Source organism: Streptomyces sp. NPDC037242, assembly GCF_055604165.1.
Genome location: NZ_JBVJUY010000031.1, coordinates 55,585 through 73,860 on the forward strand (window position 1 = coordinate 55,585; position 18,276 = coordinate 73,860).

Annotated in this window: 16 protein-coding genes; 4 read left to right on the top strand and 12 right to left on the bottom strand. The window is 72.3% G+C overall.

All coding sequences use genetic code 11. The features are described 5' to 3' along the window. Positions 1-185 precede the first annotated feature (185 nt). From ACZ7GJ_RS29790 to ACZ7GJ_RS29800, 3 genes are read right to left on the bottom strand one after another with little or no spacing between them, the layout of a single operon-like run. Positions 186-1,343 (bottom strand): acetyl-CoA C-acetyltransferase, encoded by a 1,158-nt coding sequence (locus ACZ7GJ_RS29790; RefSeq protein ID WP_470756003.1) that lies wholly within the window; start codon positions 1,341-1,343, stop codon positions 186-188. Positions 1,344-1,366: 23 nt separating this feature from the next. Further along, entirely contained in the window at positions 1,367-1,975 is a 609-nt protein-coding gene (locus ACZ7GJ_RS29795) for a TetR/AcrR family transcriptional regulator (protein ID WP_365923904.1), read from the bottom strand. Between the two features lie 33 nt (positions 1,976-2,008). Then, positions 2,009-2,824: an SDR family oxidoreductase gene (locus tag ACZ7GJ_RS29800; RefSeq protein ID WP_470756004.1), complete on the bottom strand. Its 816-nt coding sequence runs from the start codon at positions 2,822-2,824 to the stop codon at positions 2,009-2,011. A gap of 88 nt (positions 2,825-2,912) precedes the next feature. Between ACZ7GJ_RS29800 and ACZ7GJ_RS29805 the strand changes: the two genes are divergently transcribed. Both ACZ7GJ_RS29805 and ACZ7GJ_RS29810 read left to right on the top strand, forming a co-directional pair. Further along, on the top strand, positions 2,913-4,058 hold the full coding sequence (locus tag ACZ7GJ_RS29805) for an acyl-CoA dehydrogenase family protein (protein WP_470756005.1): 1,146 nt from the start codon (positions 2,913-2,915) through the stop codon (positions 4,056-4,058). Further along, positions 4,058-5,044, top strand: coding sequence for an acyl-CoA dehydrogenase family protein (locus tag ACZ7GJ_RS29810; protein ID WP_470756006.1), 987 nt, complete (start codon positions 4,058-4,060; stop codon positions 5,042-5,044). Before ACZ7GJ_RS29805 ends, ACZ7GJ_RS29810 begins: the two co-directional genes overlap by 1 nt. A 40-nt stretch (positions 5,045-5,084) precedes the next feature. Here the strand turns inward: ACZ7GJ_RS29810 and ACZ7GJ_RS29815 are convergent, their stop codons facing one another. Together ACZ7GJ_RS29815 and ACZ7GJ_RS29820 are read right to left on the bottom strand one after the other, a co-directional pair. Next, on the bottom strand, positions 5,085-5,441 hold the full coding sequence (locus ACZ7GJ_RS29815) for a hypothetical protein (RefSeq protein ID WP_470756007.1): 357 nt from the start codon (positions 5,439-5,441) through the stop codon (positions 5,085-5,087). A 70-nt stretch (positions 5,442-5,511) separates the two neighbouring features. Continuing rightward, positions 5,512-6,240, bottom strand: a complete 729-nt coding sequence (locus ACZ7GJ_RS29820) for an SDR family NAD(P)-dependent oxidoreductase (protein ID WP_470756008.1) — start codon at positions 6,238-6,240, stop codon at positions 5,512-5,514. A gap of 87 nt (positions 6,241-6,327) precedes the next feature. Between ACZ7GJ_RS29820 and ACZ7GJ_RS29825 the strand changes: the two genes are divergently transcribed. Further along, positions 6,328-6,939 carry a PadR family transcriptional regulator gene (locus ACZ7GJ_RS29825; RefSeq protein WP_470756043.1) on the top strand — a complete coding sequence of 204 codons (612 nt, stop codon included), beginning with the start codon at positions 6,328-6,330 and terminating at the stop codon, positions 6,937-6,939. 108 nt (positions 6,940-7,047) lie between these two features. Beyond that, positions 7,048-7,572 (top strand): pyridoxamine 5'-phosphate oxidase family protein, encoded by a 525-nt coding sequence (locus tag ACZ7GJ_RS29830; protein WP_470756009.1) that lies wholly within the window; start codon positions 7,048-7,050, stop codon positions 7,570-7,572. Positions 7,573-7,580: 8 nt separating this feature from the next. On the opposite strand, the gene ACZ7GJ_RS29835 is transcribed toward ACZ7GJ_RS29830, so the two are convergent. The 7 genes from ACZ7GJ_RS29835 to ACZ7GJ_RS29865 form a co-directional block, all read right to left on the bottom strand. Next, a complete protein-coding gene (locus ACZ7GJ_RS29835) occupies positions 7,581-8,906 on the bottom strand; it encodes a DUF1906 domain-containing protein (protein ID WP_470756010.1) in 1,326 nt (441 codons plus the stop codon). A gap of 83 nt (positions 8,907-8,989) precedes the next feature. Beyond that, complete coding sequence (locus tag ACZ7GJ_RS29840; RefSeq protein ID WP_470756011.1) at positions 8,990-10,081, bottom strand: hypothetical protein; 1,092 nt, start codon at positions 10,079-10,081, stop codon at positions 8,990-8,992. Next, positions 10,078-10,275 carry a hypothetical protein gene (locus ACZ7GJ_RS29845; RefSeq protein ID WP_470756012.1) on the bottom strand — a complete coding sequence of 66 codons (198 nt, stop codon included), beginning with the start codon at positions 10,273-10,275 and terminating at the stop codon, positions 10,078-10,080. The genes ACZ7GJ_RS29840 and ACZ7GJ_RS29845 overlap by 4 nt, the downstream gene beginning before the upstream one ends. Before the next feature lie 83 nt (positions 10,276-10,358). Further along, complete coding sequence (locus ACZ7GJ_RS29850) at positions 10,359-10,820, bottom strand: GNAT family N-acetyltransferase (protein WP_470756013.1); 462 nt, start codon at positions 10,818-10,820, stop codon at positions 10,359-10,361. Between the two features lie 214 nt (positions 10,821-11,034). Further along, positions 11,035-12,495: a glutamate synthase subunit beta gene (locus ACZ7GJ_RS29855; RefSeq protein WP_365923824.1), complete on the bottom strand. Its 1,461-nt coding sequence runs from the start codon at positions 12,493-12,495 to the stop codon at positions 11,035-11,037. Further along, positions 12,488-17,026, bottom strand: coding sequence for a glutamate synthase large subunit (gene gltB, locus ACZ7GJ_RS29860; protein ID WP_470756044.1), 4,539 nt, complete (start codon positions 17,024-17,026; stop codon positions 12,488-12,490). Before gltB ends, ACZ7GJ_RS29855 begins: the two co-directional genes overlap by 8 nt. A gap of 375 nt (positions 17,027-17,401) precedes the next feature. Next, on the bottom strand, positions 17,402-18,133 hold the full coding sequence (locus ACZ7GJ_RS29865) for a VIT1/CCC1 transporter family protein (RefSeq protein WP_470756014.1): 732 nt from the start codon (positions 18,131-18,133) through the stop codon (positions 17,402-17,404). Between the last annotated feature and the right edge of the window lie 143 nt (positions 18,134-18,276).

The window sequence follows — 18,276 nt, forward strand, 5'->3', positions numbered from 1 at the left end:
CACAGATTCACCCGGACGGCGCAGCCGGGGCTACAGGCGCTCGACGATCGTCACGTTGGCCTGGCCGCCGCCCTCGCACATGGTCCCCTCCCCCACGGCCCCCTCGCACCGCTCGGCCCGGGGGCCTCACGGGCTTCGGCGACCTGCGCCGGCCGCCGGCCGCCGGGCGTCGCTCCAGGCCGGGGCTACAGGCGCTCGATGATCGTCACGTTGGCCTGGCCGCCGCCCTCGCACATGGTCTGGAGGCCGTAGCGGCCGCCCGTTCGTTCCAGTTCGTGCAGCAGCGTCGTCATCAGCTTCACGCCCGTCGCGCCCAGCGGGTGGCCGAGGGCGATCGCGCCGCCGTTGACGTTCACCCGCTCCGGGTCCGCGCCCGTCTCCTTCAGCCAGGCCAGGACCACCGGGGCGAAGGCCTCGTTGATCTCCACCAGGTCGATGTCGGCCAGGGACATGCCCGTCTTCTTCAGCGCGTACGCCGTGGCCGGGATCGGCGCCGACAGCATGCGGATCGGGTCCTCGCCGCGCACCGAGAGGTGGTGGATGCGGGCGCGCGGGCGCAGGCCGTGCTCTCGTACCGCCCGCTCGGAGGCCAGCAGCATCGCCGCCGCACCGTCCGAGACCTGGGAGGAGACCGCCGCCGTGATGGTGCCGCCTTCGAGGACCGGCTTCAGGGTCGCCATCTTTTCGAGGGTGGTGTCGCGGCGCGGGCCCTCGTCCGCCGCCACCCCCCCGTACGGCACGATCTCCCGCTCGAAACGGCCCTCGTCGATCGCGCGGATCGCCCGCAGGTGGCTGGAGAGCGCGAAGCGCTCCATGTCCTGCCGGGAGATCCCCCACTTCTCGGCGATGAGCTGCGCGCCGTGGAACTGGTTCACCGGGGCGTCGCCGTACCGCTCCCGCCAGCCCGCCGACCCCGCGTACGGGCCCTGTGCGAAGCCCAGCGGCTCCGCCGCCTGCCGCGACGCGAAGGCGATCGGGATCATCGACATGTTCTGGGTGCCGCCCGCGACCACCAGGTCCTGCGTGCCGGACATGACGCCCTGCGCCGCGAAGTGCACCGCCTGCTGCGAGGACCCGCACTGGCGGTCGATGGTGACCCCGGGCACCTCCTCCGGCAGGCCCGCCGCCAGCCACGCCGTGCGGGCGATGTCCCCCGCCTGCGGCCCCACCGTGTCGAGGCAGCCGAAGACCACGTCCTCCACCGCGGCCGGGTCCACCCCGGACCGCTCGACCAGCGCCTTCAGGACGTGCGCGCCGAGGTCGGCCGGGTGGACCGCCGACAGGCCCCCCTTGCGCCGCCCCACGGGGGTGCGTACCGCTTCGACTATGTAGGCCTCGGGCATCGGGACTCCTCGGGGTTTCCGGGTCAGGTGCGTACGGCGATCCCGTCCAGCACCATCGACAGGTACTGGCGGGCGATCTCCTCGGGGCTGTGCCGGCCGCCGGGCCGGTACCAGGACGCCGCCACCCACACCGTGTCGCGCACGAAGCGGTAGGTGAGGCGGATGTCGAGGTCGGCGCGGAAGACCTGGGCGGCGACCCCTCGCTCCAGCGTCCCCAGCCACGCCTTCTCGAACTTCTGCTGCGAGTCGGAGAGGTAGTGGAAGCGGGGCTGGACCGACAGGTGCCGGGACTCCTTCTGGTAGATCGCGACGGCGGCGCGGTGCCGGTCGATCTCCCGGAAGGACTCGGTGACGAGGGCCTCGATGGTCTCCCTGGGGCCGAGGCCCGCGGCGAGGACGGTGTCGTAGCCCTGCCACAGCTCGTTCAGGAAGGCCGAGAGGATCTCGTCGAGCATCGATTCCTTGGAATCGAAGTGGTAGTAGAGGCTGCCGGCGAGCATGCCGGCGGCGTCTGCGATCTTGCGGACGGTGGTGGCGTTGTAGCCCTGCGCGGCGAAGACCTCGGCGGCGGTGGCGAGGAGTTCTCGACGGCGCTCGGGCGAGGCCGTCACCTGCGGCTTCTTCTTCTGCATCGGCTCGTTGGTTGGCACGCGTCCATTCTCGGCCTACGCGCGCTGGCTGCTGACCGACACGGTCTCGCCCGTCATGTACGAGGAGTAGCCGCTGGCCAGGAAGACGATGACGTTGGCCACCTCCCAGGGCTCGGCGTACCTGCCGAAGGCCTCACGGGCGGTCAGTTCGCGCAGCAGTTCCTCGCTGGTGACCTTCGCCAGGTGCGGGTGCATGGCCAGGCTCGGGGCGACGGCGTTGACCCGTACGCCGAACTCGGCCGCCTCCAGCGCCGCGCAGCGGGTCAGTGCCATCACCCCGGCCTTGGCTGCGGCGTAGTGGGCCTGGCCCGTCTGGGCGCGCCAGCCGACGACGGAGGCGTTGTTGACGACGACCCCGCCCCGGCCGGACGCCTTCAGGGAGCGCAGTGCGGCGCGGGTGCAGCGGAAGGTGCCGTTCAGGGTGACGTCGAGGACCTTGCCCCACTGCTCGTCGGTCATGTCGACGAGGTCGGCGGTCCCGCCGAGTCCGGCGTTGTTGACGATGATGTCGAGGCCGCCGTGGGTCTGTTCGGCGAGTGCGAAAAGGGCCCGCACCTGCTCCTCGTCGGTGACGTCGCACGGGAGGGAGGTGACGCGGTCGGCGCCGAATTCGGCGGCGAGCGCGTCCTCGGTCTCCTTCAGGCGCCGGGCGTGCGCGTCGCCGATGACGATGCGGGCGCCCTCCTCCAGGAAGCGGCGGGCGGTGGCTCCGCCGATCCCGGCGCCGGCGGCGGCGGTGACGACGGCCGCGCGGCCCGTCAGCAGGCCGTGCCCGGCGGTGTACTCGGGCGGGTTCATGCCCGTACCTCCTTGGTCCTCGACGCTGCTCATGGCCGTACGTTAACCTACCAAACACTTGTTAGGGAAGGATGTGCGCATGCGGCGTCGCCATCGCCGCCCCGAAGGAGGCGAACACCTGATGGATCTCACCCATTCGGCGGAGGTGGAGGCCTTCCGGGAGCGGGCGCGGGCCTGGCTGGCCGCGCACGTGCCCGCCGCGCCCCTGCCCTCCTTGGAGACCGCGGAGGGCTTCGCGGCCCACCGGGAGTGGGAGGCCCTGCTGCACGCCGACCGCTGGTCGGTGGTGTCCTGGCCCGAGGAGTACGGGGGCCGGGGCGCGGACCTTGAGCGGTGGCTGGTCTTCGAGGAGGAGTACTGGGCGGCGGGCGCGCCCGGCCGGGTCTCCCAGAACGGCATCAACCTGCTCGCACCTACCCTCTTCGACCACGCGACGGCGGAGCAGCGGGCCCGGGTGCTGCCGTCCATGGCGAGCGGCGAGGTGATCTGGGCACAGGCCTGGTCCGAGCCGGAGTCGGGCTCCGACCTGGCCTCACTGAAGGCGCGGGCGGTGCGCACCGAGGGCGGCTGGCTGCTGTCCGGGCAGAAGACCTGGTCCTCGCGGGCGGCCTTCGCGGACCGGGCGTTCGGCATCTTCCGCACGGATCCCGAGGCCCCGAAGCCGCACCAGGGGCTGACGTATCTGATGTTCGACCTGCGTGCGCCGGGGGTGACGGTGCGGCCCATCGGGCGGCTCGACGGCAAGCCGGCCTTCGCGGAGCTGTTCCTGGACGAGGTGTTCGTACCGGACGCGGACGTGATCGGGGAGCCGGGCCAGGGCTGGCGGATCGCGATGTCGACCACCGGCAACGAGCGCGGGCTCACCCTGCGCTCCCCCGGCCGGTTCCTGGCCGCCGCGGACCGGCTGGTGTCGCTGTGGCGGACGGCGGGCGATCCGTCCGACACGGCGCTGCGGGACCGGGTGGCGGACGCGGTGGTCGGGGCGCGCGCCTACGAGCTGTTCACCTGGGCGGGCGCCTCCCGCTTCGCGGCGGGCGCGACCATCGGCGCCGAGTCCAGCCTGAACAAGGTGTTCTGGTCGCAGTACGACATCGCCCTGCACGAGACGGCACTCGACCTGCTGGGGCCGGACGCGGAGCTCGCGGAGGGCGAATGGGCCGAGCCGTGGATCTTCTCGCTTGCCGGGCCGATCTACGCGGGGACGAACGAGATCCAGCGCGACATCATCGCCGAGCGGCTGCTCGGCCTCCCGAAGGGCCGCCGCTGATGCACTTCCTGCCGACCGGGGAACAGTCGGACTTCGCCCGTACGCTGCACGACCTGCTCGGAGCCGCGGACGTCCCCGCGGCGGTACGGGCCTGGGGCTCCGGGGACCACGGCCCGGGGCGGGCGCTGTGGGGGCGGCTGGCACGGACGGGGCTGTTCGCCCTGGCCGCGGACGAGGCGTACGACGGGGCCGGGCTGCTGCCGCTGGAACTGTCGCTCGGCTTCGTCGAGTTGGGCCGGGCGGGGGTGCCGGGGCCCGTGGTGGAGACGGCGGCCGCCTCGGTCCTGCTGTCCGAGCTGGGCGACGGGGCGCTGGCGAAGCGGTTCCTCCCGGGTCTCGTGGCGGGCGAGGCCTCGGCGACGCTGACCCTGCCGGGCGGGTCCCCGTACGCCCTGGACGCCGACGCGGCGACGTACCGCTTCGCCGTGTCGCAGGCGGGTGAGCTCCGGCTGGCGGGCGACGGCCCGGGCGGGCTCCTGGCGTCCACGGACCCGGCGCGGCGGCTGTCTCTGCCGGCTCCCGGAGGTGAGCTCCTCGCGGCGGGCCCGCGGGTGGTGGCGGCGGCGGAGTCGGCCGGCCGCTGGGCACGGCTGCTGACGGCCGCCCAGTGCCTCGGCATCGGCGAGGCACTCCTGGCCCGCACGGTGGAGTACGCGAAGCAGCGCACGCAGTTCGGCACGCCGATCGGTGGTTTCCAGGCGGTCAAGCACCGGCTGGCGGACACGCTGCTCGGGCTGGAGTTCGCCCGGCCGCTGCTGTGGGCGGCGGGCCTGTCCCTGGAGGCGGGCGATGTCGCGGCGGCGAAGCTCACCGCCGGCGAGGCGGCGTACGCGTCGGCCATGACGGCGCTCCAACTGCACGGCGCGGTCGGCTACACCCAGGAGCTGGACCTCTCCCTGTGGCTGCGCAAGGCCCGCCCGCTGCGCGACGCGTGGGGCACGCCCGCGCAGTGCCGCGCGGCGGTCCTCGGGGCGCGGGTGCGGTAGCGCGGGTGCGCCGCCGGGCCGAACGCGGGGCGCCCCGGTTTCAGCGGAACTCGCGCACGACCTCGATCCGGCCGACGATGTGCGCGTTGAACTCGTCCAGCTCCTCCGCCGGGACCCACAGCTCCAGGATCGTCTCGCCGCCGGCCTGCTGGACCGGGTAGCGGGACAGGAAGGCGGTGTCGACCTCGAAGCGCGTCACGAAACCCGCGCCGTCGTGCTTGACGTTCCAGTCGCGGGCGATGCGGATCGCGTAGTCCTCGTCGAGGACGGGGTAGAAGATCGGCTGCTCGGGCAGCCGCGGCGGCCAGGCCCGGAAGCCGAGGGCGCGGACGAGGTCGAGCTCGACGGGGCCTGTCGGGCGCCAGAGGGTGGTGGTCGGGGTCGGGGTCGTGGACATGCGCCTGACGCTACGGCGCGGGGAGGGGCTCTGGCCAGCGGATATGGCGAGGACGGGCAGCAGTCGGCCGTCAGGCGGTCGTCATGCCGCCGTCCACGGTGAACTCCGCGCCCGTGACGTACGAGGACGCGTCCGAGCAGAGGAAGAGGACCAGCTCCCCGACCTCCTCAGGCCGTCCCATCCGGCCCAGCGGGACGTGCGACCAGTCCCGGCCCGCGACCGCCGCGGCCACCATGGGGGTGTCGACCGCCCCCGGGTGCACCGAGTTGACCCGGATCCGGTCGCCCGCCAGGTCCAGCGCCGCCGACCGGGTCAGCCCGCGGAGCCCGAACTTGGTGGACCCGTACGCCGCGTGGCCCGGGATGCCGACGAGCCCGGCCGTGCTGGAGATGTTCACGATCGAGCCGCCGCCGGCCGCCCGCAGCAGCGGGGCCACCGCCTGGATGCCGAGGAACGGTCCCAGCAGGTTGACCCGCAGCAGTGCCTCGAAGTCCGCGAGCCGCTGCTGCTCGACGTGGGCCGTGCGCCACAGCGCCGCGTTGTTGACCAGCGCCGAGACCGTGCCGAAGGCGCGCACGGCCTCCCGTACGACCTCCGCCCAGCTCGCCCCGTCGGCCACGTCGTGCCGTACGAACAGCCCCTGGTCGCCGAGTTCCGCCGCGACCGCCCGGCCCTCGTCCTCCCGTACGTCGGTGACCACCACCCGCGCTCCGGCCTCCGCGCACAGCCGGGCCTCCGCCGCGCCCTGGCCGCGCCCGGCGCCGGTGATGACGACGACCTTCCCTGCCAGTGAGGTCACGGCTCCACCCTCCTAGGTGTTCTGATCAGGAATACTTCTAGCAGTCATATCCAGTCGGAGGAAGGGGCGTTGCCGACCGGCCATAGACTGCGCTGCGTGGCAGACGACACGAACAGGCGCACGCTCCCCGCGACCGGCTGGGCGGTGCTCGGACTGCTCTCCTTCGGTGAGGAGCTCTCCGGCTACGACCTGAAGAAGTGGGCGGACGGATCGCTGCGCTTCTTCTACTGGAGCCCCTCCTTCAGCCAGATCTACAGCGAGCTCAAGCGCCTGGAGCAGGCCGGCTACGCCTCCTCCCGGACGGTCGCCCAGGAGACCGGCACCCGCGACAAGCGCGTCTACCGGATCACGGACGAGGGCATGGCGGCCGTACGGGAATGGGCGCGCGGGGCGCCCGTCGACCCGCCGGTGCTCAAGCACGGGCCGATGCTGCGGCTGTGGCTCGGCCACCTGCTGGAGCCGGAGCAGATGCGCGAGGTCCTCGTACGGCACCAGGAGTACGCGGAGGACATGCGCCGCCGGGCGGTGGCCGACGCGGAGAGCGCGAAGGGCGAGGCGGCGTGGGCGTACCCGGCGCTCACCCTCAAGTGGGCCGAGCGCCACTACGCCTCGGAGCGGGACCTCGCGGCGGCCATGCTGGAGGACATCGAGGCACTGGTGGCCGGCGGCGCGCCCGCCGAGCCGGACGAACGCCCGTAGGTCCGCAGGTCCGTACGCCCCCGCAGGCCCGAGTGCCCGGCAGCGGCCGGGCGCCGGCCGGGCGCGCGCCTGAACGGCCGCTGCCCGGTCAGGCGCTTTCATGGGGGCATGACGAAGAACAACTGGGCGTCGTTCGAGAAGGCGGAGCCGGAGTTCGCGGCGGCGGTCCGGGCCCGCTTCGCGCAGTACCCCCACCACGTGCTGGCCACCCTGCGCAAGGACGGCTCCCCGCGGGTGACCGGGCTGAACGTCGACTTCCGCGGCGGCGAGATGTGGCTCGGCATGATGCCGGGGTCGATGAAGGCCAAGGACCTGCAGCGCGACCCGCGCTTCGCGCTGCACAGCAATCCCGGCGAGGGCGAGACCATGCCGGACGGGGACGTACGGATCTCCGGGCTCGCGGTGGAGATCGTCGACCCGCCCGAACTGCACCGCTACGCGGAGGAGACGGATTCCCCGCATCCGTTCCACCTCTTCCACGCGGACCTGACGGAGGTGGTCCACGTCGGCGTCGAGGGGGACGACCTGGTGGTCAGCTCGTGGACCCCGGCGCACGGGATGCGCACCGTCCGCCGGGGCGACGACGACGAGCCGCCGCGGGAGGATCCGGCTCCCGCGGGACCCGTCAGCTGAGGGACCCGTCAGCTGAGGAAGCCGACGGCCCCGAAGGCGGCGGGGGTGACGTCGACCCAGTTGCGGTCGATGTTGATCGTGACCCCGCCGTAGGAGGCGTCGTGGTCACCGCGGAACTGGTGGGCGCGGCGCGGGCCGGCCCATTGCCGGGTGCCCTGGGGCAGGCCCATGTCGGCGTCGCCGACGGAGGCCGAGCCGTTCCAGCGGGCCACCCAGAGCACGTCCGGCATGGCCTGCGGGGCCTGCTCGTAGTGGGCGCTCAGCGCCTTGGCGCCCGAGCTCGCCGAGACGTAGGCCGCCGCGCGGTAGCCCAGCTCGTGCAGCCGGACCGTCCAGGCCGTGAGGTAGGCGACGACGGGGGCGTCCCAGGTCGCGCGGTCCGTGTAGTTCTCCAGGTCGTTGTAGAGGACCGTGCCCTCGGCCAGGCCCAGGTTCCGGGCCGCGGCCACGGCGCCCTCGGCCTCGGCCCGGCCCTGGTCGTTGGCCCGGGAGGGGTCGGAGGACAGGCCGGTGCTACTGCTGCGCCAGGGCTGCGGGCCGACCCAGATCGGCATCAGGTGCCAGCCCGCCGCGGTCTGGCGGCTGACCCAGCCGGCCGTGAGCTGCGGCTGGGCGCAGGCCCGGGCGCGGCCGCCGATGTAGACGCCGATCGCGCCGAAGGGCGACTCGGCCCGCCAGGTGTCCATCGAGTACGGGGTGGGGGCGGTGCAGGCGTCGAAGCCCTCGCCGCGGAACGGCTCCTGGGCGGTACGGGCGCCTGGCCCGGCGGCGACGGCCGGCTCGGCGAGCACGGGGCGCGGCGCCGGGCGCGGGCCGGGGCGCGGGCCCGGTGCGGCGGCGCCCCCTGCCGCACGGCCCCGCTCCAGGACCTCTCGTACCGCGTCGGAGGCGACCCCGTACGAGACGGTGGCCATCACCCCGGAGCGGTGCAGGGCGTACCGCAGCTCGTGGCTGTCGCCCCGGGACGGGGGCAGCGCGTCGCCCCCGTCGACGCCGAGCGTGGGGACGTCGGCGCGCGGCGGGGCCCCGTCGAGGGGCTCCAGGTGCAGGGTGTCGGCGCGGTCGGCGACGGCGCGCCCGGTGGCGCACTCGCTCTGGGCACCGGCGTGCCCGAGGTACAGGGTGGGCAGGTCGAGGCGCAGGCAGGCGCCGGGGTTGCGGTCGAGGTCGACGATGCGCCAGTCGGCGGGGACGGAGAGGCGCAGGCCGCGGTAGTCGACGGTGCGGCCGTCGTCGCCGGGGGCCGTGCGGGCCGGGACGGCGGCGACGGCGGCCGCGGAGGGGACCAGCAGGGCGGCGCCCAGCAGGCAGCGGAGCAGCGTACGGGAGGGCATGTGACCCACTGTTACCAGACGCCGGAGCCCCTCAACTGCGCCGAGGAGCCCGGCCGATGGCCCGTACGGCCTAGCCGCGCGGCCTAGCCGTCCTGCTGGTCCGCGAAGGCGGGGAGGGCGAAGATCCGCTCCTTGCCCGACTCCTCCATGAGTTCGACCAGGGGCAGGACCAGCTCCCACAGGTCCTGCTTGTCGACCTCGCGGACGAGGGCGTCCAGTTCGGCGTCGCCCAGTCCGGCGGCGGCGTCCGCCACCACCTTCCGCGCGTCTTCGGGCAGTACGCCGACCAGCGGGAGGAACTCCCCCCACAGCGCGGTCGCCACGACGGCCCGTACGACCCCGGCGAGCACCTCCGGGTCGCGCAGCGAGTCGAGGCGGGCCACCGCGAGCCGGTCCTCCTCGCCGAGCAGGGCGACGAGCGGCAGCAGCGCCTCCCAGAGCCCCTCGGCGTGAGTCACCCGCACGAGCGAATCGAGCTCGGCCCCGTCGAGGCGGGCCGTGAGCTGGGCGATCCGCAGCCGCTGTGCGCCGCCGACCATGGCCGCGACGGCGAGGGCCTCCTCCCAGAGGCCGCCGGCCGCGGCGGCCCGGACGACCGAGCCGAGCCTGTCGTCGCCCATGAGTTCCAGGATCCGCGGCAGCCGCTCGGGCAGGTCCACGTAGAACCCGGCGCGCAGGACGGCGGTGTCGCTGACCTGTTCCAGGATCCGGCCGAGGACCTGGTCGCGCATGTGGCCGACGAAGCGCCCCATGGTGAGGTGGTCGCCCCGGTCCGCCAGGACGACGGCGATCCGTACGACGAGCCCCTCGTCGAGCCGGTCCACGATCCCGGCGATCCTCCTCGGGTCGAGGTGGGCGCACGACTCCGCGGTGAAGGAGACGGGCAGCTTGGCGATGATGTCGTCGGCGCGGCCGGCCTCCAGCCGGCCGGCGACGGCGGCCGCCAGTCGGGGGCCCAGCGCCTTCTGCGAGATGGCGGCCGCGACCCCGGCCGGCACCAGCTTGGTCGCGGCGGCGATCCGGTCGAGCATCTCGGGCGCCCGGTCGTTCAGCACGGCGGTGACCTGCTCCCGGAAGGCCCGTACGTCCGCGTCGGGCAGCCCGCCGAGGAACGCGAGCTCGGCGGGCGCCGCGCCCAGCAGCCTGGCGACCTTCTCCACCTCGGCCCGGCTCACCGGAACAGCACCTTGCGTACGGCGCCGCGCGCGAGGGCGGGCACCAGCTTGAGCGCCTCTTCGGCGGCCTCGCTCAGCCCGCCGGCCTGCCGAGCCCGCTCGGCCTTCAGTGCCTGGGCGAGCCGCGCCAACTCCCCGGCGGGCAGCCCCTTGAAGGATTCGGGAGGCGTGGCGCCACCCAACTCCGCTCCCAATCGGCCAAGTTCCTCATCGACACTCACGGGATGACCTCCCACACCAGAGACGACGGCTCGCCCCGAGCGTGGTCCCGTATTGACTAATAGTCAATACTCGCGGGTAGGGCAGTGGCCGCCCGCACCATGAGGACGTCCACCTCGTCCTGAGCCTCGACGGCGAACCCGTACCGCTCGTACAGCGCCTGCGCGGCGCTCCCCCGCAGCACGCCCAGCCGCAAGTCGACCCCGGCGGCGTCGGCCCGCTCCACAACGCCCTGCAGCACGCGGGACCCTATGCCCCGGCCCTGGTGCTCGGCGGCCAGGTAGAAGTGCTCCAGCAGCAGCCCGTCCCCGTCGGGCCGCACGGTGAAGCACCCGACCACCTGCCCGCGCGCCACCAGTACGGAGGAGTACTCCGCGGAGAACGAATCCCGCAGCCGCTGCCGCACCCGGTGCTCGTCGTACCGCCCGAGCCTCTCCAGATCCCCCCGCAGGACCTCGGCCCGCAACTCGGCGAGCACCTCCACGTCCCCGCCCTCCGGCGCCCTTACCTCGACATCCATCGGACGAGTATCCCAAGCCCCCTGCCGGCCCCGCGGACCGCCCGGTGGCGGGCCCGGAACGCCACCGCGCCCGCCATCCCTGGTCGGGGACATGGCGGGCGCGGTGTCAGAATTCCGTACGCCGTTGTACGGACCGTATGAGGGGTCCTCCCGGGGGAGGGGTCCTGCCGGCGTGCTTCCCTCCCCGCGCCGGGGCGCGGGGAGGGGGTGACGGTCAGACCGTCAGTGAGCGGTCCGTCGGCTTGACGGGGTACGGGAGGGCGCTGGTGCCGGTCAGGAAGCGGTCCACGCCGCGGGCGGCCGAGCGGCCCTCCGCGATGGCCCACACGATGAGCGACTGCCCGCGGCCCGCGTCACCGGCGACGAAGACGCCGTCGACGTTGGTCGCGTAGGAGGCGTCGCGCTCGATGTTGCCGCGTGCGTCCAGGGCCAGGCCGAACTGCTGGACCAGGCCGTTCTCCTGGTCCGTGCCGGTGAAGCCCATCGCCAGGGTCACCAGCTGCGCGGGGAGGACGCGCTCGGTGCCGGGCTTCTGGACGAGCTTGCCGTCGACGAACTCGACCTCGACCAGGTGGAGGGCCTGGACGTTGCCGTCCTCGTCGCCCTCGAAGTGGGTGGTGGAGACGGAGTAGACCCGCTCGCCGCCCTCCTCGTGCGCCGAGGTGACCTTGTACAGCATGGGGAACGTCGGCCAGGGCTGTCCCGTGGGACGGTCCTCGGACGGCTTCGGCATGATCTCCAGCTGCGTGACCGAGGCCGCGCCCTGGCGGTGGGCGGTGCCCACGCAGTCCGCGCCGGTGTCGCCACCGCCGATGACGACCACGTGCTTGCCCTCGGCCGTGATGGGGGGCGCCACGAAGTCGCCCTCCTGGACCTTGTTCGCGAGGGGGAGGTACTCCATCGCGAAGTGGATCCCGCGCAGGTCGCGCCCCGGGACCGGCAGGTCGCGGGAGACGGTGGCGCCCGCCGCGATCACGACGGCGTCGTAGCGCTTGCGCAGCTGTACGGCGTCCAGGTCGCGGCCGATCTCCACGCCCGTACGGAACTTGGTGCCCTCCGCGCGCATCTGCTCGATGCGGCGGTTGATGTGCACCTTCTCCATCTTGAACTCGGGGATGCCGTACCGCAGGAGGCCGCCGATGCGGTCGGCCCGCTCGTACACGGCGACCGTGTGGCCGGCCCGCGTCAGCTGCTGCGCGGCCGCCAGGCCCGCCGGGCCCGAGCCGATGACGGCGACGGTCTTGCCGGACAGGCGCTCCGGCGGCTGCGGGGTGACGTTGCCGTTGTCCCACGCCTTGTCGATGATCGAGACTTCGACGTTCTTGATCGTGACGGCCGGCTGGTTGATGCCGAGGACGCACGCCGACTCGCACGGTGCGGGGCACAGGCGTCCCGTGAACTCCGGGAAGTTGTTCGTCGCGTGCAGCCGCTCCGACGCCGCCGACCAGTCCTCGCGGTACGCGAAGTCGTTCCACTCCGGGATGAGGTTGCCGAGCGGACAGCCGTTGTGGCAGAACGGGATGCCGCAGTCCATGCAGCGGCCGGCCTGCTTGCTGATGATCGGGAGCAGCGAGCCCGGAACGTAGACCTCGTTCCAGTCCTTCAGCCTGTCGGCCACGGGACGGGTGCAGGCGGTCTCGCGCGGGGTGGTGAGGAAGCCCTTCGGGTCAGCCATTGGTCGCCGCCTCCATCATCTTCTCGGTGGTCTCGGACTCCGAGAGTCCGGCCAGCTCAGCGGCGTCCTTGGCGGCGAGCACTGCCTTGTACGTGGTCGGGATGATCTTGCTGAAGCGGTCCACCGCGGCGGACCAGTCAGCCAGGAGCTTCGCGGCCACGGTCGAGCCGGTCTCCTCCTCGTGGCGGCGCACCACATCGTGCAGCCACTGCTTGTCCGTGTCGGACAGCTCGGTCTCGACGGCGCCGGCGTTGCCGACGTTGACGTTGTTGCGGTCGAGGTCGATGACGTACGCGACGCCGCCCGACATGCCGGCCGCGAAGTTGCGTCCCGTCTCGCCGAGAACGACCGCGTGGCCACCGGTCATGTACTCGCAGCCGTGGTCGCCCACGCCTTCCGAGACGACCAGCGCGCCGGAGTTGCGGACGCAGAAGCGCTCGCCGGTGCGGCCGCGCAGGAACATCTCGCCGCCGGTGGCTCCGTAGCCGATGGTGTTGCCGGCGATGGTGGAGTACTCGGCGAGGTGGTCGGCGGCGCGGTCCGGGCGGACCACGATCCGTCCGCCGGAGAGGCCCTTGCCGACGTAGTCGTTGGCGTCGCCCTCCAGGCGCAGGGTGATGCCGCTCGGCAGGAAGGCGCCGAAGGACTGGCCGGCGCTGCCCGTGAAGGTCAGGTCGATGGTGTTGTCGGGCAGGCCCGCGCCACCGAACTTCTTGGTGACCTGGTGGCCGAGCATGGTGCCGACGGTCCGGTTGATGTTGCGGATCGCGACCTGGGCGCGGACCGGCTGGGCGCTCTCGGCGGAGTCGGCGTTCAGCGCGTCGGCGGCGAGCTCGATGAGCTCGTTGTCGAGGGCCTTGGCCAGACCGTGGTCCTGCTCGATCAGGGCGTGGCGGACCGCGCCCTCGGGCAGCTCCGGCACGTAGAAGAGCGGCTCGAGGTCGAGGCCCTGCGCCTTCCAGTGCGTGACGGCCTTGCTGGTGTCGAGCAGCTCGGCGTGGCCGACGGCCTCCTCGATCGAGCGGAAGCCCAGCTCGGCGAGGAGCTCGCGCACCTCCTCCGCGATGAACTCGAAGAAGTTGACGACGAACTCGGGCTTGCCGGAGAAGCGGTCGCGCAGGACCGGGTTCTGCGTGGCGATGCCGACCGGGCAGGTGTCCAGGTGGCAGACGCGCATCATGACGCAGCCGGAGACGACGAGCGGCGCGGTCGCGAAACCGAACTCCTCGGCGCCGAGCAGCGCGGCGATGACGACGTCGCGGCCGGTCTTGAGCTGGCCGTCCGTCTGGACCACGATGCGGTCGCGCAGCCCGTTGAGCAGCAGGGTCTGCTGGGTCTCGGCGAGGCCGAGCTCCCAGGGGCCGCCCGCGTGCTTGAGCGAGGTGAGCGGGGAGGCGCCCGTACCGCCGTCGTGGCCGGAGATGAGGACGACGTCCGCGTGGGCCTTGGAGACGCCCGCCGCGACCGTACCCACGCCGACCTCGGAGACCAGCTTCACGTGGATGCGGGCGACCGGGTTGGCGTTCTTGAGGTCGTGGATCAGCTGAGCCAGGTCCTCGATGGAGTAGATGTCGTGGTGCGGCGGCGGGGAGATCAGGCCGACGCCCGGGGTGGAGTGCCGGGTCTTGGCGACCCACGGGTAGACCTTGTGGCCGGGCAGCTGGCCGCCCTCGCCGGGCTTGGCACCCTGCGCCATCTTGATCTGGATGTCGTCCGCGTTGACCAGGTACTCGCTCGTGACACCGAAGCGGCCGGAGGCGACCTGCTTGATGGAGGAGCGGCGCGCCGGGTCGTACAGGCGGTCCGGGTCCTCGCCGCCCTCACCGGTGTTGGACTTGGCGCCCAGCTGGTTCATGGCGATGGCGAGGGTCTCGTGCGCCTCCTTGGAGATGGAGCCGTACGACATGGCGCCGGTGGAGAAGCGCTTGACGATGTCGGCGACCGACTCGACCTCGTCGATGGAGATGGCCGGCCGGGCCTCGGTGTTGAAGCCGAAGAGGCCGCGGAGCGTCATCAGGCGCTCGGACTGCTCGTTCACCCGGTCCGTGTACTGCTTGAAGATGTCGTACCGGCGGTTGCGGGTGGCGTGCTGGAGGCGGAAGACCGTCTCCGGGTCGAACAGGTGCGGCTCGCCCTCGCGGCGCCACTGGTACTCGCCGCCGATCTCCAGCGCGCGGTGCGTGGCCGCGATGCCGGAGGCCGGGTACGCCTTGGCGTGGCGGGCGGCCACCTCCTTGGCGACGACGTCCAGGCCGGCGCCGCCGATCTTGGTGGCGGTGCCGTTGAAGTAGGTCTCGACGAACTCCTCGTTCAGGCCGACGGCCTCGAAGACCTGGGCGCCGCGGTAGGAGGCGACGGTGGAGATGCCCATCTTGGACATGACCTTCAGGACGCCCTTGCCGAGCGCGTAGATCAGGTTCTTGATGGCCTGCTCCGGCTCCAGGCCGGACAGGAAGGTGCCCGCGCGCAGCAGGTCCTCGACGGACTCCATGGCGAGGTACGGGTTGACCGCGGCCGCGCCGTAGCCGATGAGCAGCGCGACGTGGTGGACCTCGCGCACGTCGCCGGCCTCGACCAGCAGACCCACCTGGGTGCGCTGCTTGGTGGCGATGAGGTGGTGGTGCACGGCGGAGGTGAGCAGCAGCGAGGGGATCGGCGCGTGCTCGGCGTCCGAGTGGCGGTCCGAGAGGACGATCAGGCGGGCGCCGTTCTCGATGGCCGCGTCGGCCTCGGCGCGGATCTCCTCGATCCGCGCGGCCAGCGCGTCGCCGCCGCCCGAGACCCGGTAGAGGCCCGAGAGGGTGGCCGCCTTCATCCCCGGCATGTCGCCGTCGGCGTTGACGTGTATCAGCTTCGCGAGCTCGTCGTTGTCGATCACCGGGAAGGGCAGCGTGACGCTGCGGCAGGACGCGGCGGTCGACTCCAGCAGGTTGCCCTGGGGGCCGAGCGAGGACAGCAGCGAGGTGACGAGCTCCTCGCGGATGGCGTCCAGCGGCGGGTTGGTGACCTGCGCGAAGAGCTGCGTGAAGTAGTCGAAGAGCAGTCGCGGGCGCTCGGACAGCGCCGCGATCGGGGAGTCCGTACCCATGGAGCCGAGCGGCTCGCCCGCGGTACGGGCCATCGGCGCGAGGATGATGCGCAGCTCTTCCTCGGTGTAGCCGAAGGTCTGCTGGCGGCGGGTGACCGAGGCGTGGGTGTGGACGATGTGCTCGCGCTCGGGCAGGTCCGACAGCTCGATCTCGCCGGTCTCCAGCCACTCCGCGTACGGCGCGGCGGCGGCCAGCTCGTTCTTGATCTCGTCGTCCTCGATGATCCGCTTCTGGGCGGTGTCGACGAGGAACATCTTGCCGGGCTGCAGGCGGCCCTTGCGGACGACCTTGGCCGGGTCGATGTCGAGCACGCCGACCTCGGAGCCGAGGACGACGAGGCCGTCGTCGGTGACCCAGTAGCGGCCGGGGCGCAGGCCGTTGCGGTCGAGGACCGCGCCGACCTGGGTGCCGTCGGTGAAGGTGACGCAGGCCGGGCCGTCCCAGGGCTCCATCTGCGTGGAGTGGTACTTGTAGAACGCGCGACGGGCCGGGTCCATCGAGGTGTGGTTCTCCCACGCCTCGGGGATCATCATCAGCACGCTGTGCGGCAGGGAGCGGCCGCCGAGGTGGAGCAGCTCCAGGACCTCGTCGAAGGACGCGGAGTCGGAGGCGTCCGGGGTGCAGATCGGGAAGATCCGGTCCAGTGCGCCCTCGCCGAAGGCGTCCGACGCCAGCTGGGACTCGCGGGCCTTCATCCAGTTGCGGTTGCCCTTGACCGTGTTGATCTCGCCGTTGTGCGCGACGAAGCGGTACGGGTGGGCGAGCGGCCAGGACGGGAAGGTGTTCGTCGAGAACCGCGAGTGGACCAGGGCCAGCGTCGACGCGAAGCGGCGGTCGGAGAGGTCCGGGAAGAAGGGCTCCAGCTGGCCGGTGGTCAGCATGCCCTTGTAGACGATGGTGCGGGCGGAGAGCGACGGGAAGTAGACCCCGGCCTCGCGCTCGGCGCGCTTGCGCAGCACGAAGGCCTTGCGGTCGAGCTCGATGCCGGTCGTCCCGTTGCTGACGAACAGCTGGGAGAAGGCCGGCATGGTGGCGCGGGCGCCGTTGCCGAGGAGGTCCGGGGTGACCGGGACCTCGCGCCAGCCGAGGACCGTGAGGTTCTCCTCGGCGGCGATGGCCTCGATCTGCGCGACGGCCTGTGCGGAGTCGTCGGCGGGGAGGAAGGCGATGCCGACGGCGTACGCGCCGGCCTCGGGGAGCTCGAAGCCGGCGACCTCGCGCAGGAAGGCGTCGGGCACCTGGGAGAGGATTCCGGCGCCGTCGCCCGAGTCGGGCTCGGAGCCGGTGGCGCCTCGGTGCTCAAGGTTCCGCAATACGGTCAGTGCCTGCTCGACCAGCGTGTGGGTCGCCTCGCCGGTGAGGTTCGCCACGAAACCGACGCCACAGGCGTCCTTCTCGTTGCGCGGGTCGTACATGCCCTGCTGGGCGGGGCGACCGTCCATGGGCGACCAGGCGGTGGTGCTGAGGCCGGTCGCGGAGTGCGTGGATGCGGAACGCATCGGCTCTCCCGTCGTCGTCGTGGCATATGTGCATAGCCGAGGGACGACGTTGGCCCTCTGCGAAATTTCGTGCAGATTACATGATGACGACTATCCCGAGAAGCGGATATGTCATTCCAGCATGCGGACACTGCCCGAAGCGGGAAGGGGGGACTTTCGCAGGTGTGGGGCGAACCGGTCACGGGGCGAAGGTCCCGACGCGGGTGGGCCTCATTGCCCGCAGCGCCCTGGTCTGATGCCCGGCGGACACGGGATCGAAACCGCCGAGTAACTGACTAAATATGTTGCCTACTGCATAGTGTCTCACTCCCAGCGCGGTCAGCCTACGGCTCCACCGATCCAGGTTCCCAGGATGTACGTCACACCGGCGGCCGCGCCACCCAGCGCGAGCTGCCGCAGACCGCTGTACCACCAGGACCGGGCGGTGACCCGGGAGACGACCGCCCCGCAGGCGAAGAGCCCCACCAGGGCCAGCAGCACCGCGGGCCACAGGCTCGTGGCGCCGAGCAGGTACGGCAGTACGGGGAGCAGCGCGCCCAGCGCGAACGACCCGAAGGAGGACACGGCCGCGACCAGCGGCGACGGCAGGTCGTCGGGGTCGATCCCGAGCTCCTCGCGGGCGTGGATCTCCAGCGCCTGCTCGGGGTCGCGGGAGAGCTGCATGGCCACCTCGCGGGCCAGTGCCGGCTCGACACCGCGCGAGACGTAGAGCTCGGCGAGCTCCTCCATCTCGTCGATCGGGTGCTTGCGCAACTGCTGACGCTCTATGTCGAGTTCGGCGAGGACGAGCTCACGCTGCGAGGCGACCGAGGTGTACTCTCCGGCCGCCATCGAGAAGGCACCCGCGGCGAGCCCCGCCAGGCCGGTGATCACGACGGTGTGCGGGGAGACCGCGCCGCCGGCCACACCGGTCATCAGGGCGAGGTTCGATACGAGACCGTCCATGGCACCGAAAACGGCCGGCCGCAGCCATCCGCCGTTGACGTCACGGTGCGTGTGGTTGTCGCGGTGGGCGGTGTGCAGCGGCGCTTCGATGTCGATGATGGACATGCCGAATATCTCCCCTTTTGTACGAGTGGGTACGCGAAGGCGGCTCCGCGCACGACACGCAGGCACCCACTCCCCCTGAACACCTCGAAACTACGCACGATTTCAATCGCCCGCCAGCAAGGAAGGCCGTACTTACCTGGGGT

What these genes read in the sequence shown, in the direction of transcription:
- ACZ7GJ_RS29855 (WP_365923824.1), bottom strand. Translation starts at nt 12,495, where the DNA reads ATGGCTGACCCGAAGGGCTTCCTCACCACCCCGCGCGAGACCGCCTGC.
- ACZ7GJ_RS29815 (WP_470756007.1), bottom strand. Translation starts at nt 5,441, where the DNA reads ATGTCCACGACCCCGACCCCGACCACCACCCTCTGGCGCCCGACAGGC.
- ACZ7GJ_RS29800 (WP_470756004.1), bottom strand. Translation starts at nt 2,824, where the DNA reads ATGAGCAGCGTCGAGGACCAAGGAGGTACGGGCATGAACCCGCCCGAG.
- ACZ7GJ_RS29835 (WP_470756010.1), bottom strand. Translation starts at nt 8,906, where the DNA reads ATGCCCTCCCGTACGCTGCTCCGCTGCCTGCTGGGCGCCGCCCTGCTG.
- ACZ7GJ_RS29865 (WP_470756014.1), bottom strand. Translation starts at nt 18,133, where the DNA reads ATGTCCATCATCGACATCGAAGCGCCGCTGCACACCGCCCACCGCGAC.
- ACZ7GJ_RS29850 (WP_470756013.1), bottom strand. Translation starts at nt 10,820, where the DNA reads ATGGATGTCGAGGTAAGGGCGCCGGAGGGCGGGGACGTGGAGGTGCTC.
- ACZ7GJ_RS29795 (WP_365923904.1), bottom strand. Translation starts at nt 1,975, where the DNA reads ATGCAGAAGAAGAAGCCGCAGGTGACGGCCTCGCCCGAGCGCCGTCGA.
- ACZ7GJ_RS29805 (WP_470756005.1), top strand. Translation starts at nt 2,913, where the DNA reads ATGGATCTCACCCATTCGGCGGAGGTGGAGGCCTTCCGGGAGCGGGCG.
- ACZ7GJ_RS29830 (WP_470756009.1), top strand. Translation starts at nt 7,048, where the DNA reads ATGACGAAGAACAACTGGGCGTCGTTCGAGAAGGCGGAGCCGGAGTTC.
- ACZ7GJ_RS29790 (WP_470756003.1), bottom strand. Translation starts at nt 1,343, where the DNA reads ATGCCCGAGGCCTACATAGTCGAAGCGGTACGCACCCCCGTGGGGCGG.
- gltB (WP_470756044.1), bottom strand. Translation starts at nt 17,026, where the DNA reads ATGGACGGTCGCCCCGCCCAGCAGGGCATGTACGACCCGCGCAACGAG.
- ACZ7GJ_RS29810 (WP_470756006.1), top strand. Translation starts at nt 4,058, where the DNA reads ATGCACTTCCTGCCGACCGGGGAACAGTCGGACTTCGCCCGTACGCTG.